The sequence below is a fragment of the Rodentibacter trehalosifermentans genome, assembly GCF_002000545.1.
In the GTDB taxonomy this organism is placed as follows: Bacteria; Pseudomonadota; Gammaproteobacteria; order Enterobacterales; family Pasteurellaceae; genus Rodentibacter; species Rodentibacter trehalosifermentans.
Window position 1 is genome coordinate 1 of the sequence record NZ_MLHL01000015.1, and the last position, 13,334, is coordinate 13,334.

At 40.7% G+C, this 13,334-nt stretch carries 12 protein-coding genes and 3 pseudogenes; 5 read left to right on the forward strand and 10 right to left on the reverse strand.

Going from position 1 to position 13,334, the window contains the following annotated elements:
- Positions 1 to 219 (forward strand): annotated as a pseudogene (locus BKK52_RS02925) (signal transduction histidine-protein kinase/phosphatase UhpB); the annotation flags it as partial.
- A 1-nt stretch (position 220) separates the two neighbouring features.
- Positions 221 to 1,495, forward strand: a pseudogene (uhpC, locus tag BKK52_RS02930) (MFS transporter family glucose-6-phosphate receptor UhpC).
- Positions 1,496 to 1,500: 5 nt separating this feature from the next.
- Here uhpC and BKK52_RS02935 read toward each other — a convergent pair.
- From BKK52_RS02935 to rsmC, 8 genes and pseudogenes are all read right to left on the reverse strand, one after another.
- Entirely contained in the window at positions 1,501 to 2,208 is a 708-nt protein-coding gene (locus tag BKK52_RS02935) for a hypothetical protein (RefSeq protein ID WP_077420734.1), read from the reverse strand.
- Positions 2,209 to 2,287: 79 nt separating this feature from the next.
- The gene (locus BKK52_RS02940; protein WP_077477841.1) at positions 2,288 to 2,785 is read right to left on the reverse strand and encodes a YbhB/YbcL family Raf kinase inhibitor-like protein; all 498 of its coding nucleotides are present in this window, start codon (positions 2,783 to 2,785) and stop codon (positions 2,288 to 2,290) included.
- Positions 2,786 to 2,864: 79 nt separating this feature from the next.
- Positions 2,865 to 4,490 carry an alpha,alpha-phosphotrehalase gene (treC, locus tag BKK52_RS02945; protein WP_077420738.1) on the reverse strand — a complete coding sequence of 542 codons (1,626 nt, stop codon included), beginning with the start codon at positions 4,488 to 4,490 and terminating at the stop codon, positions 2,865 to 2,867.
- A gap of 9 nt (positions 4,491 to 4,499) precedes the next feature.
- Positions 4,500 to 5,357: a class A beta-lactamase gene (gene bla / locus BKK52_RS02950; RefSeq protein ID WP_077420740.1), complete on the reverse strand. Its 858-nt coding sequence runs from the start codon at positions 5,355 to 5,357 to the stop codon at positions 4,500 to 4,502.
- A gap of 10 nt (positions 5,358 to 5,367) precedes the next feature.
- Positions 5,368 to 6,782, reverse strand: a pseudogene (gene treB / locus BKK52_RS02955) (PTS trehalose transporter subunit IIBC).
- Between the two features lie 219 nt (positions 6,783 to 7,001).
- Positions 7,002 to 8,084 carry an ATP-binding protein gene (locus BKK52_RS02960; protein ID WP_077420742.1) on the reverse strand — a complete coding sequence of 361 codons (1,083 nt, stop codon included), beginning with the start codon at positions 8,082 to 8,084 and terminating at the stop codon, positions 7,002 to 7,004.
- Positions 8,085 to 8,171: 87 nt separating this feature from the next.
- A complete protein-coding gene (locus BKK52_RS02965) occupies positions 8,172 to 9,116 on the reverse strand; it encodes a LacI family DNA-binding transcriptional regulator (protein WP_306291865.1) in 945 nt (314 codons plus the stop codon).
- Positions 9,117 to 9,119: 3 nt separating this feature from the next.
- A complete protein-coding gene (rsmC, locus tag BKK52_RS02970; protein WP_077420745.1) occupies positions 9,120 to 10,112 on the reverse strand; it encodes a 16S rRNA (guanine(1207)-N(2))-methyltransferase RsmC in 993 nt (330 codons plus the stop codon).
- 112 nt (positions 10,113 to 10,224) lie between these two features.
- Between rsmC and BKK52_RS02975 the strand changes: the two genes are divergently transcribed.
- The 3 genes from BKK52_RS02975 to rimI are packed head-to-tail and all read left to right on the forward strand — an operon-like array spanning position 10,225 to position 11,671.
- Entirely contained in the window at positions 10,225 to 10,803 is a 579-nt protein-coding gene (locus tag BKK52_RS02975; RefSeq protein ID WP_077420747.1) for a membrane lipoprotein lipid attachment site-containing protein, read from the forward strand.
- Positions 10,804 to 10,811: 8 nt separating this feature from the next.
- Positions 10,812 to 11,219 carry a DNA polymerase III subunit psi gene (gene holD / locus BKK52_RS02980; RefSeq protein WP_077420803.1) on the forward strand — a complete coding sequence of 136 codons (408 nt, stop codon included), beginning with the start codon at positions 10,812 to 10,814 and terminating at the stop codon, positions 11,217 to 11,219.
- The gene (gene rimI / locus BKK52_RS02985) at positions 11,219 to 11,671 is read left to right on the forward strand and encodes a ribosomal protein S18-alanine N-acetyltransferase (RefSeq protein ID WP_077420749.1); all 453 of its coding nucleotides are present in this window, start codon (positions 11,219 to 11,221) and stop codon (positions 11,669 to 11,671) included. Before holD ends, rimI begins: the two co-directional genes overlap by 1 nt.
- Positions 11,672 to 11,765: 94 nt before the next feature.
- On the opposite strand, the gene BKK52_RS02990 is transcribed toward rimI, so the two are convergent.
- Positions 11,766 to 12,638: an HNH endonuclease gene (locus BKK52_RS02990; protein WP_077420751.1), complete on the reverse strand. Its 873-nt coding sequence runs from the start codon at positions 12,636 to 12,638 to the stop codon at positions 11,766 to 11,768.
- Between the two features lies 1 nt (position 12,639).
- Positions 12,640 to 13,290 (reverse strand): OmpA family protein, encoded by a 651-nt coding sequence (locus BKK52_RS02995; RefSeq protein WP_244160212.1) that lies wholly within the window; start codon positions 13,288 to 13,290, stop codon positions 12,640 to 12,642.
- Positions 13,291 to 13,334 lie beyond the last annotated feature (44 nt).

The window sequence follows — 13,334 nt, forward strand, 5'->3', positions numbered from 1 at the left end:
TCAGCCCCTTCTATTATTATCCGCCAAGATATTCGGCTGATTATCCAAGACAACGGCAAGGGATTTGACCCGACAAAGGTCAAACAGGGTTTTGGCTTGAAGGGAATGCAGGAACGTGTGGATATTTTATGCGGCACATTTCAGCTAATTTCCCGTGAAAAAGCCGTTTCGCCGAAAAAACACGGCACCACAATTAACATCATTTTGCCGAGGATTTGATATGACAATATTCTCTCCCAAAATTGACCGCACTTACCGTTACTGGCGTTTGCATTTGATGATCGCAATGTATATTGGCTATGCGGGGTTTTATCTCACCAGAAAGAGTTTCCATTTTGCCGTTCCGGAAATGATGACGGATTTAGGCATTGAGAAAAGTGATATTGGGTTAATGGCAACACTATTTTATATCACTTATGGATTATCAAAATTTATCTCAGGGATTTTTTCGGATCAATCGAATCCCCGTCATTTTATGGCAATAGGGCTCATTATGACGGGCGTACTCAATATTTTCTTCGGGTTTTCAAATTCTGTGCTGTTTCTGACCGCACTTTGGATCGCAAATGCGTGGTTTCAAGGATGGGGCTGGCCGGCGTGTTCCAAATTATTGACGAGTTGGTAGTCCCGAAATGAGCGGGGACATTGGTGGGCGGTTTGGAACACCGCACATAATGTCGGGGGCGCCTTGATTCCTTTGCTGATTGGCTATGTGACATTGCATTATAGCTGGCGTTATGGTTTTGCCGTGGCAGGGGGATTGGCGATTGCAATTGGATTTTTTCTACTGTGGCGATTGCGTAATACGCCGGAATCAATGGGGCTGCCCAGTGTCGGATATTGGAGAAATGACGAATTGGAACTCAAGCAAGAGTCCCTTGCGCCTCGGCTAAATTGGCGGGAAATTTTGCGCCGTTATGTTTTTTTGAATAAATATATTTGGCTATTGGCGTTAAGTTATACCCTCGTTTATGTGGTGCGAACGGCGATTAATGATTGGGGCGATATTTATCTTACGGAAAAATATCATTACGATTTGGTCTCCGCCAACAGTGCATTGGCGTTGTTTGAAATGGGCGGATTTTTCGGTTCGCTGGTGGCAGGCTGGGGATCGGATCGGCTGTTTTCCAGTAACCGTGGCCCTATGGCATTGCTTTTTGCCATTGGTATTTTCTTTTCCATCACGGCGTTATGGTTGCTGCCAAAAGAAAATCCCATTTTATTGACCGCACTTTTCTTTGTGGTGGGCTTTTTTGTGTTTGGTCCGCAAATGCTCATTGGTATGGCGGCGGCAGAATGTGCTCATAAAAAAACACCCGGCACAGCGACCGGGTTTGTGGGGTTATTTGCCTACCTCGGCGCAGCAATTGCAGGCTATCCCTTAGCCCTCATTGTGCAACAGTTCCACTGGACGGGCTTTTTTATCCTCGTGGCGTGTTGTGCCGCCGGGATTGGGCTTTCGTTATTGCCGTTTTTGAAGGCGCAGGGGAATTAATGTATTCACTCTTTGTTGGGGCTATTATATAGAAATTTGATCAGATCGGATTTTTCATAGTCAAGTATGTCGCGCTGTGGGAATGGATTTTTTGGTATTTCCTTTTTAAAAAGTGCAGGATCGATATAGTTGTATGATGGTTGATATAAATTTTGTGAGAATTTATCAGGACATTTTGTGAATTTCCAATAATCACGATAAATCCCAAGGAATGACGTTCTATATTGAATTTCTACACATTGCTTAATTTGAGCTTTCTCATAGCTTTCCCTACTAATACGCAGACTTGGGAGTAAATTATTATAAAGATACAGGTAATAAGAGGATCCTCCCTTTCCGCCTGTGATTTTTTCTTTATCTGTTATTTGAGCGATAGATATTGGCTCTAATTTTCCATAATTGCCCGTATAGTAGATTGCAATGCTGTTTGCTAACATATACCCTTCCAAAATAGGAAGTCCCCAAAAAAGTAAGAAATTCACAATAAAACGAAAGGAATATTTGGGAGCTGATGTGCTATAAGGATTATTGGAGAACAGAAAAATAATTAGATAAATAACATAGATTAATAAAGTACAAGTAACAATGAGAGGTATATTTGTGATTTTTTCAAAGATACCTTGCTCAAAGTGAAAAAAATAGAAGTAGGATGTAACAGTAAAAATTGCTATAAATACAGCAAATACATAGGGATTTTCTTTATCTTTTTTCATTTTTATTCCCTTATTTATACAAAAGTATGCAGCTAAATCGGAATGATTTCACTGCATAATTTTATAGATTTATATCTCGCTAAACATCATAACTCCCCATCACTACCGCTTGATCCAAAATATGTCCCTGCATGGCAAAGTGGAGATCGTTGAAACGGAAGCCCGGTTTGAGATCGAGGTTGGTGTCGAGGGCATAGACAATCAATTCATAACGGTGTAGGCAATTTGGCGGTGCCATACCGCCATAGGCGGAGGCTTCGTCAAGTTCAAATTTGCCTAACACACTCGCCCAAGAGTTTGCCCCTTGCACATAATCGGTGGCGGTTTGGCTTTCATTTTCTTGCACGCTGGTGCGTTCAAGATTGGCGATAAGCCAATGAATCCACACAAAACCGCTGGCGGTGATGGCATCTTTATCTTCCAACACGACGGCGAAAGATTTTGTACCTGCAGGGGCATCTTTAATTTCAAAAGGAATGGAATAAGTCGGCATTCCGTTTGGGCTGAATTGGCTGCCACGTTTGCCGTATTTGTCTTCAAATGCACCGTTTTTAATAGCTGAACTGATGACGATCATAATGTTTTCCTCCTTAATAAAAAACGATGGGAAGATATTAGCACATCTTTCCATCGCTTTTGATATTGAGCTTATAATTTTAGCTTAGTAAATAAACGCTCTGATATGGCATTAAGATGACTTCTTTTTCGTCTAATGCCAGATCATTGTAGTTGTTCATCAATACCTCGCCTTTAACATTCAACGCCACGGTTTGCGGTTGGTCGCTTAAGTTTGTCAACACGGTTAAGGTTTGTCCGTGGGCTTGGCGTTGGTACGCCCAAACGGAAGCGTGATTTGGCAGTAAATCCCGGTAATCGCCTTCGGTTAGAATCGGTAATTCTTTGCGAAGTTTGATTAAGGCTTGATAGGTGTAGAATGTTGAATTTTTATCTGCCAAAGCCTGTTCTACGTTAATTTGCGGATAGTTTTTTGCCACATCAATCCAAGGTTTACCGCCGGAAAATCCTGCATTTTCGGTTGCATCCCATTGCACCGGTGTGCGGGAATTATCACGGGATTTTTGTGCCAAGATTTTAATAATCAGATCCTCATTCACGCCTTTTTCTTTCAATTCATCGTAGGCATTTAAACTTTCCACATCACGATATTCTTCAATGGTGGTGAAATTTGGATTCGTCATTCCGATTTCTTCGCCTTGATAAATATAGGGTGTGCCTTGCATTCCGTGGAGTAACATTGCCAGCATTTTGGCGGAAGTTGTGCGAAGTTCGCCCTCATCACCGAAGCGGGAAACAATGCGTGGCTGATCGTGGTTGCACCAGAATAGTGCATTCCACGCCTTGCCGTGCATACCTTGTTGCCAATAGTTAAAAATGGATTTTAACTCTACAAAATCGGGCTTGGCATACGTCCATTTTTCGCCGTTCGGGTAATCCACTTTGAGGTGGTGGAAATTGAAGGTCATCGACAATTCCGTGCCGTCCAAATTGGCATAGCGTTGGCAATGCTCAAGTTTGGTGGAGGACATTTCACCTACGCTCATCAAACCGTAAGGAGTGAGAGCATTTTGGTTGAGCATTTGCAGGTATTCGTGGATTTTCGGCCCGTCCGTGTAAAAACGGCGGCCATCGCCCTCAAAGTCATCTTCAAAATGTTCGGGTTTGGAAATCAAATTCACCACGTCCAAACGCAAGCCGTCTATGCCTTTTTCCGCCCAAAAACGGCAAATCTCGAACAATTCCGACCGCACTTTTGGGTTTTCCCAGTTTAAATCCGCCTGTTCCGGGGCGAATAAATGGAGGTAGTATTTTTGTGCTTTATCCGACCATTTCCACGCCGAACCACCAAATTTCGATTTCCAGTTAGTCGGTGTTTCACGCCAAATGTAGTAGTCGTGATATTCGCTTTGCGGGTCTTCGCCTTTGTCAAACCAGCGATGGAAAGTGGAGCTGTGATTGAACACCATATCCATCACAATATGAATATTGCGTTTGTGGGCTTCGGCAATCAATTGCTCGAAATCTGCCATTGTGCCGTAACTTGGGTCAATTTCACGGTAATTGGCAATATCATAGCCATTGTCGATTTGTGGTGAAACGTACATCGGCGTAATCCAAATGCCATCAATGCCGAGAGTTTGTAAGTAATCCAAACGTTTGATAATGCCTTGAATATCGCCCGTGCCTGAGCCTGTAGTGTCTTGGAATGATTTTGGGTAAATCTGATAAATTACCCCGTTTTTCCACCAGTTTTTATTGTTCATTTTGAATCCTTAATTTTGTCTTTTTAAATGATCAAAAATTGTTTTTCCAATTTCTGCGATGGCTTGGTTGCGTTGCGCCATTGTTGCTTGGGTATTAGTGAGATAAACGGAAAGCAGATAAGCCGTACCGTCAGGTTTCCAAAAAACGCTAATAATCGATCTCGCCCCATTACTTCCTGCTCCCGTTTTATCGGCAATTTTCCAACCTTGCGGTAAGGTTGAACGCAGTAAATCATTCGCTACTTGATCGTCGAACATCCATTGGATAAATAATCGTTTTGAGCTGTTGCTGAGCAAATTGCCAAAGGTAAATTGCTGAAGCAACTGAGCCGCTTCAATCGGAGTGGTAAGATCTAAACCTTTTTTGAGATTATCTCGGTTCATATCCGGTTCTGGGCGATCAAGACGGGTTTGATTTAACCCTTGTCGTTTAAAATAGTCCGTTACCGCTTTAATACCACCAATCTGTTTCACAATCAGATTGGCGGCGGTATTATCGCTATAACTCACCGCTGCTGAACAAAGTGCGGTCAAATTCATTTCTGTTTTGTGTTGGGTAATCGGGGAGTAATTGACAATTTCCTTAGGCAAAATAGGTAATTTTTGTGTGAAGGATAAACCGTTGTTGTCTGCCAAATCTAATGCAATGCCACAAATGAAGGCTTTATGGGTACTGTTGAGCGGAAAAGGGCGATGCCCCTGATATTCAAACAGCACTTTTCCATCAGCGGCAAGCAATGCCACGCCAATATTGGCTTTTAATTTTTGTTCTTGCTGTGTAATGGCTTGTTGCCAATCCGCTTTTGGCATTGCCACGAGAGGCAACGCCAAAAGTAAACCAAAGATGAAAATTCCTTTATTCCACATTTTGATGTTCTTATAAGGTTCCCAATTTCTCTTTACGTTTATAAACAAGGGTTGTTAATACAAATGGGATCACGATTGCCGCAAGCATTGCGAGAGCGAAAACGCCCCAGTATTGATGTTGTACCGAGAGAATACCCGGTAAGCCGCCTACACCGATACTGCCTGCCAATACACCCGATAAACCGCAAATTAAGCCGGCAACCGATGCACCGATCATCGCACATAACATCGGGAAGCGATATTTGAGGTTAATCCCATACATTGCCGGTTCGGTTACGCCTAAGTAGGCGGAGAGTGCCGCAGGAATGGCAACTTCACGGGATTTTGCGGTTTTGTTCACATAGATAATAGCGACTACCGCAGAAGCTTGTGCAATATTGGAAAGGGCTATGATTGGCCATACCGGTGTACCGCCGATACTTTGGATCATCTGCATATCAATGGCAAGGGAGGTTTGATGTACACCTGTCACCACAAGCGGTGCATAAAGGAAACCGAATAATGCCGCACCAATCGGAGCGAAATTGCCCGTCATCGCATATTTCACCACGAATGCCACGCCATTACCGATTTCACGCCCGATAGGCCCGATAATCGTATGAGCTAAGAACACTGCCAAAATAATTGAAGTGACAGGCACGATGATTAAATTTAGGAAATCCGGCACGATTTTTGTCATAAAACGCTCAATGTAAGAGAGCGTTAAACCTGCCATAATTGCCGGGATCACTTGTGCTTGATAACCTACTTTTTCAATACTGAACAAGCCAAAATCCCACGCTTCCGGGATTTGTGAGCCTAAGCCGTAAGAGTTCATCAATTGCGGAGAAACCAGAGTAATCCCAAGTACAATACCCAAAATCGGTGACGTCCCCATTTTACGTGCAATCGACCAACAAATTCCCACCGGTAAGAAATGGAAAATCGCTTCGCCAATCAACCACAAGAAACTATGCATACTGTTCCAGAACGGGCTGATTTGGGTCAGCGTTTTGCCATCAAACATCGCAATATCGCCAATCACATTACGGAAACCTAAAATCAAACCACCGCTGATTAACGCAGGTAACAGAGGAATAAAAATATCCGCCATATGTGAAATCAAACTTTCATACCATTTTTGATTTTGGCGTGCGGCAGCTTTCACCTGCTCTTTATCCACGCTTGCCAACCCCGTTTTGTTGAGCAAAATTTTGTAATAATCCCCCACTTCCTGACCGATTACTACCTGGAACTGCCCCCCGTAGAAATGGTGGCTTTGACCATTGATAATTCATCAATTGCCGCTTTATCTGCTTTACTCTCATCATTTAGCACAAAGCGTAATCGGGTGATACAGTGGGTCACAGCGGAAATATTTTCTTTTCCACCAACTAATTGGATCAGTTTATCCACATTTTGCGGATCAATTTTTTGTTTAGCCATAAGAAAAACCTTCTTTTCGTATAAAAATTAAACCGAAGCGGATTATACGCTTTCGAAAAATAAAGTAAATGGGAACGTTCCCATTAAAAGGGAATATATCAAGAAAATGTGAGGTAGATCACGGAATTGGAGGGGGAAGCAATTTTGATAATAGAAAGACACAATGATGTCGGCTTTATCAAATTTTGTTGAAAGCCGATATTCTGGCGAGAATACTTTTTACTCGACATTATCCTTAAGCCATTGCCCAAACAATCCGCTCGTTAGGATGAATTTTCCATTGGGTTGCTTTGTCAATAATTCTTTATTTATTAACTTTTTGATGTTGGTTTGTACACTGCTGGTAGAAATGGCTTTTTCAAGTCCAAGTGCATCGGCAAGTTTTTGACGAATATCTTGTTTATAAAATCCCGATTCGCCACGATGAACAAACAATAGGATTTGCTGTTCAAGTGCGGTCAAATTTTGCCAATCTTTTACAAAATCCGATTGATCGTGAATTTGATGTAAACGGGATTCGGCCGCCTCTTCCAATGTCATCGTTGGATCGATAATCATATCTTGCGTAATTGCACGCAAATAAAGGGGCGTAAATTGAAGTTTTTCAAATAAGGTAAAAAATTGATGTTTATCCAGCTTATTCCCTGTTCGTTGAGTATAAATTTCAGCGAGATAGTCGGTGAATTTCTGATCCAAATTCGGAAATTTAATCGTATGCGAAAAATGAAAGAAAGGCGCTTTAATATCATCAAAAATTTTACGCAAACCATTTGTGGAAGAACCGGTAAAAATGACTTTTACTTGATTTTTGTTCGTGTCCAAGCCCGTTCTGAGAGAACGAATTAAGCCTTCAGTTTTTGGAATGCGTGCAAGTTCTTGCACTTCATCAAGCAACATTAGGGTGGGTTTTTTATCTTTGGCAATTTCATCAATCAGCACATTTATCGGTAATTCTTGGGTTATTTCTTCATTTTTCTCAATGCTCACGCCTAAAATTTCCACACTTTTAATTTGTTTTAAGGCAGATGTCGGGCTAATTTCTGTTAAGAATTTCATTAATGCTTGCCGAAATTCCCCTTGAATTGTCGCTCTGTTTTCATTCATAAAACTGAAGTAGAACACATTAAACCCCAGTTGTTCTGCCGATTTCGTGATGTCATTGAGTAAGAATTGGGTTTTTCCCATTCGGCGGGGGGCAAATAACGTGAAGGCAGAACTAATTCCCTCAGCTAGGTTACGCACAAGTAAATCAGCGAGTTCTACTCGAGGATAATAGAGAGGATCGGATTTAGTTATGGTCATTTTTTATACCTTTTATGTAAAATTATGTAGGTTGAGCATAATTATGTTTTGGTTGCATAATTTTACATAATTTTTGAGGAAGTACAATTACGATAGCAGAAATGATACTAACTGTTGTTGTATGGTTTTATTGCCGTGAATTTGTTCAAGAAGTAACGCTACAGCCCGGTTTCCGGTTTGTTCATAGCCGAAATCGAGGCTGATTAAATTTGGTACGAAATGTTCCAACAGGGAATTTTGTCCGATGTAGGCAAGGGGAAGCATTTGTTGGCTTTCCTGAAAATGTTTCACCGTACCGATTGCAAGACTGGTGGTGGCGCATAACACGGCATCTAACGGTTGTGCCAGTTTGGCGTAATGCTGATAGCCGGCTTCGATATCAAGTTCGGTGAGAGCAAAATTGGGGACGAGGTGGTGTTGGAGACAGAAATTTAAATAACTTTGTGTACGTAATCGTCCTGTGGTTTCGTCTTGATTATGGATGCCGAGATAACCGATGTGGCGATATCCTTGGGTGTACAGTTTTTCCATTAGGGCGTTGATTGCGCCTTGATCATCATAATAAACGCAAGAAATATCCTTAAAATAACGGGCGATCACGACCATATTTCCCTGCCATTGTTGCAATATTTCTTCTGAAAGCGGAGAAAATCCAAAGACAATAACACTATCCACTTGGCGTTGTTTGAATAAATTGAGATGCCGGGCGACCTGTTTTTCGTCAAACTGACTTTCAACGATAATCGGGGTGATTTTTTGTCGATAAAGTTCGGTCAAAATTGCCCGTAATGTTTGAGATTCGCCGCTTGAGTTGAATTTTGAGACGATAATCCCCACCACGGGGTTTTGTGCACCGCGCATTGCACGGGCGGAACGATTCGGCTTGAACCCAACGGAATCAATGACCGCTTGGACTTTTTTTCGAGTCTCTTCGCTGACTTTGGGATCGTGGTTTAATACGCGGGACACCGTGGATTTTCCCACTTGACATAGTTTTGCAATATCCTTAATCGTATAATTTTTTTCCATCATGGATTAATTTTTTACCGAATAAACCTTAAATTTTGAAGTTTGAGCCAATACCTCAAATTCGCCAAAATGCTGTTGCAATAAATCAGGGTAAGGCAGGAACGCATTGGCGACAATGCGCAATTCGCCCCCTTGATTTAGATGCCATTTGGCTTGGGTAATCAGTGTTTTTACCGCTTGATAAGCGGTATCAATTCCATCGTGGAAAGGAGGATTGGAAATGATGAGGTCAAATTTTCCTTTCACATCAGAAAACACATCGCTTGCGAAAACCTCGCCTTCCAATTGATTTTCCGAAAGGGTTTTACGGGCAGATTCCAACGCCATTGCGTGAATATCGGTCATCACAATAGCCGATTTAGGATTTGTTTTTTTGATTATTGAGCCGATTACGCCGGCACCACAACCGAGATCAAGCACTTTGCCTTTTATTGGGTGATTGAGTGTTGAAAGCAAAAGTGCCGTACCGGCATCCAATTCATTGGCACTAAACACGCCCGGCAAACTATGGATGGTTAGACCTTGCAGTTGAGGATGATGATAGGTTTTCCAATAGGTATGGAAGGAAAAGTGCGGTCGTTTTTTTAGAGAAAAGTGATATAGCCCGCAACGGCGTGCAGAATCTATTTTCGCAATATCGCCGAAAGGGGCGAGCATTTTTTCCACCGAACGAACACCGCAACGGTTTTCACCGATAACAAGCATTTCCTGCCCTTCTTGTGCATTCGCAAGAAGTTGCATTAGTTGAAATTGTACCTCTTGTTTGTTTTTTAGCCAATAATAAAGGATAAGATCCGCATTGCCTTGAAATTCAACGGAAAAATTGACCGCACTTTGGCTCCGGGCATAATCAAAATAGCTACTCCAAATTTGAATGGATTGACAATGTTGCATCAATTTCTGTGGAAATTGATCCTTTATGCCGCCGGCAAGAAGAATTGATTTTCCGTGGAAAAGGGGGAAGTGGCGCTCTAAAACTTCGCTTTCAAGAGAAATCACGCTTTGAATCCTATGAATTATTGGTTTAAAATTATGCGCTATTTTAGCAAATATAGTGTAGATAAAAAATTATTTCATGGCATTGTGCCATTTTACCGTTAAGGAATGTTTTATGAAAAAAATCGTGTTAGCAACAACCGCAGCAATGTTGTTGTCAGGTTGTCAATTAATTGAACAATTACAAGGCAAACCTCAAGCGCCTTCCAAAATAGAGGAAACGCCGGAAAAATCGGAGCAGTTCAAAAAATTAGATGCGCAATTTGAACGTATGAAACAGGCCGGCATTGAAATTGAATTTAACGGTGAAAAATATGTAAAACAAACGCAAGCAGTGAAAAGTGAAGAGCCTCGTTTTGTAAGCGGTGCGGCGAGTGTGGATCGCACTAATCGTAAATTTATTCTCAGTGAAACCTTTTACCTCAAAAATCTCAGCCACGAGCCAACGCTTGTTTCAAAATATTTAGAAGGCAATAAAAAAGTATGTGATTTACAAACATTGAGTGATGGAAATTCCTCTTACTATGCTTGTAACGGCAGGGATTTCCAACGTTTTATCGCCGTGGTACATAAAGAAAAAAATATTTTGTCATTTCGTAGCCTAAAAGCCTATCAACAAAAACCGACGGATGCGGAAGAAAAAGCCATTGTGAAAGGTTTGATTGGCTATCCGTTTGATTCTATTTCCCGTTGATGACTAATATGGACAGACGCAGTCTTCTTCTAAAAGCAATGGGTATCACTCAATGGCAGTTGCACCGCCCCGAAGTATTACAAGGTGCGGTGGGAATTACTGTGGCGGAACATATCCGGCTTATTGTGGTGTCTGATGAAAATTTGAGTCAGTCACCTTTATTGGCGGATGTATTGTTAAGCCTGAGAGTGAAAAAAGAAGATTGTCTTTGTTTGAATTATGATCAAATCCAACACCTTGAATTAAATCATCCCGTGCAGTATTGGTTGTTAGCGAAAAACGCAGAAAAAATTGACCGCACTTTGCCCTATTGTTTGCAGGCAGAGCGCATTTACCGCTCACCAAACTATACCGACTTCCTTTCCTCACCGGCAGCAAAGCGCGCGCTTTGGCAGCAAATTCAGCGGATTAACTAATGCCTCAAATTTTGACCATTGAAGAATGTGATTTTCAGCGTTTATACGAAATTGAACAACAAGCCCATCTTGTGCCTTGGTCTTTGGGAGCATTGAAAAATAACCAAGGCGAGCGTTATTTGAATCTGAAACTGGTTAAAGATAATCAAATTATCGGCTTTGCCATTTGCCAAACCGTGCTGGATGAAGCAACCTTATTTAATATCGCCATTGAGCCCGCGATGCAGGGGAAAGGATGGGGTAAATTGCTTTTGAATGAATTAATGGCTCGTCTGAAAGAAAAGGGTATTCAAACTCTTTGGTTGGAGGTGCGAGAGTCTAATCCGGCACGTCGGCTTTATGAAAAACAGGGATTTAACGAGGTGGATATTCGTAAAAATTATTATCCGTTGCCTGATGGTAGAAGAGAGAACGCTGTTGTGATGGCGTGTTATTTGTATTCGGGCTTCTAAACCTTTATGACCATTCTAATATGAATACATTGAACTTATAAGTACGGACTTAGATTTTTACAAATAAAGACAATTTCTTTCAGGGTTACTGCTACTATATAAGTTGTTTTTGCCTTAATAATTGAATAGTCGCACTATATTTTTGTGCTTCTTCTTTCATATGTTGGTGCATGGGTTGTTGGCTGTGGCACTCAATACAAAGAGGAATCAGATTTTCGGGGCGGTTATCTTGTTTTACACCATTGATATGATGAACGTGGAGCAAATTTGGATGTAAGTTTAAATCTAACTGACATTTCTGGCAGCAATAGTTGGCACGCTTTTTTACTTTATTTGCGATTTCTTGCCAATTTTCAGCGTAGCCTATTTTAGTTTGTCCTATATCATCGGGGATATCTGCAAAAATCGCAGAATAATATTCAAAAAATTCAGCATTATTGAAATTATTAAAAATTTCATTCTTTTTCTTCCAATCGCCAGAACGACTGTATCCCTTGTACTTAAGCATATCTAAACAGTTTTTACAAACTTGTAAAGAAACATCATCTTCTTCGCCTTTATCATTATGAATATGAAATAAATTATTGAGATTGGCTTGAACGTGATATTTATCGATACGATTATTTAAACGCATATCTTGTAGAGTTTTACAATCAGCAATATGATATTTATTACCAAGAGCCGGATTCCTTTTAATATCACTAATGGATTTACCATTTTGATTACAAACATAAGTATTATCAGGCATAAATAATAAAACGTGTCTTCCTTTATAGGTAAGTAGTCCCCTTTTAATTTCAATATCACTTAATTTAACTTCAATACCTTTTGATGAGCTTAAATTAGTATCAAAATTATCTATTTGTAATGTTTTTATGGGGAGCATATCGCCTGTAAAAATATCCTGAATATCACTTATCTTTTTAACGGCTTGATAAAGATCAGAAAAGTCCACGGAAAGTTTCATATTAATTCTCCAAAATCTGCTTAATTTTGATATCTGCATTGGTGATAATGCGGAATGTCACTCGGCGAGATTTTTCCTGATTTTCACTGTTGTTTTCGATAATCGGTTTTGAAGAAGATAACCCTACCGCAGCAATATGGGATTTGATCCAAGCGTGATATTTGCTCGGCAAATTATCTAAATGATAGATATATTGTAATACCGCACGAGTTCTGTCTTGGGAAAGTTGCATATTATAAAAATAGGCTTGATCTTCGCTCACTTTAGTATTCCAAATACTACTTGTATGCCCTTCAATGCGAATTTCGCTAATTGAGTCTTGATATTGATAAATCGTATTCATATAGCGAGGAAAAAAATCGCGCAATATCATTTTATATTGCTCGTTCAGTGCATATTTGCCCGTTTCAAATAAAACATCGGGGGATTTAAACACGAAAGTGAGGGTATCTTGCTCAATATCGGCATTCCACTTGGCTAAATCCTGCTCAAATTCTTTCATTAATACTTGGTAAATTGCGACTTGGTTTTCCTGATAAGCAATGGCAACTTCTTTGACTTTATCCCGTTCTTGAAAGGCATTACGCATTAAACTGACTGCAATGAAGAGAAAGAGGATCATCAAGCCAGACATTAAATCGGAAATTGGCAACCATTGGGAATCTTCCTCTTTTTTGAGCGTATTAACGTAGAGAG

What these genes read in the sequence shown, in the direction of transcription:
- BKK52_RS02935 (WP_077420734.1), bottom strand. Translation starts at nt 2,208, where the DNA reads ATGAAAAAAGATAAAGAAAATCCCTATGTATTTGCTGTATTTATAGCA.
- BKK52_RS02940 (WP_077477841.1), bottom strand. Translation starts at nt 2,785, where the DNA reads ATGATCGTCATCAGTTCAGCTATTAAAAACGGTGCATTTGAAGACAAA.
- treC (WP_077420738.1), bottom strand. Translation starts at nt 4,490, where the DNA reads ATGAACAATAAAAACTGGTGGAAAAACGGGGTAATTTATCAGATTTAC.
- bla (WP_077420740.1), bottom strand. Translation starts at nt 5,357, where the DNA reads ATGTGGAATAAAGGAATTTTCATCTTTGGTTTACTTTTGGCGTTGCCT.
- BKK52_RS02960 (WP_077420742.1), bottom strand. Translation starts at nt 8,084, where the DNA reads ATGACCATAACTAAATCCGATCCTCTCTATTATCCTCGAGTAGAACTC.
- BKK52_RS02965 (WP_306291865.1), bottom strand. Translation starts at nt 9,116, where the DNA reads ATGATGGAAAAAAATTATACGATTAAGGATATTGCAAAACTATGTCAA.
- BKK52_RS02975 (WP_077420747.1), top strand. Translation starts at nt 10,225, where the DNA reads ATGAAAAAAATCGTGTTAGCAACAACCGCAGCAATGTTGTTGTCAGGT.
- holD (WP_077420803.1), top strand. Translation starts at nt 10,812, where the DNA reads ATGGACAGACGCAGTCTTCTTCTAAAAGCAATGGGTATCACTCAATGG.
- rimI (WP_077420749.1), top strand. Translation starts at nt 11,219, where the DNA reads ATGCCTCAAATTTTGACCATTGAAGAATGTGATTTTCAGCGTTTATAC.
- BKK52_RS02990 (WP_077420751.1), bottom strand. Translation starts at nt 12,638, where the DNA reads ATGAAACTTTCCGTGGACTTTTCTGATCTTTATCAAGCCGTTAAAAAG.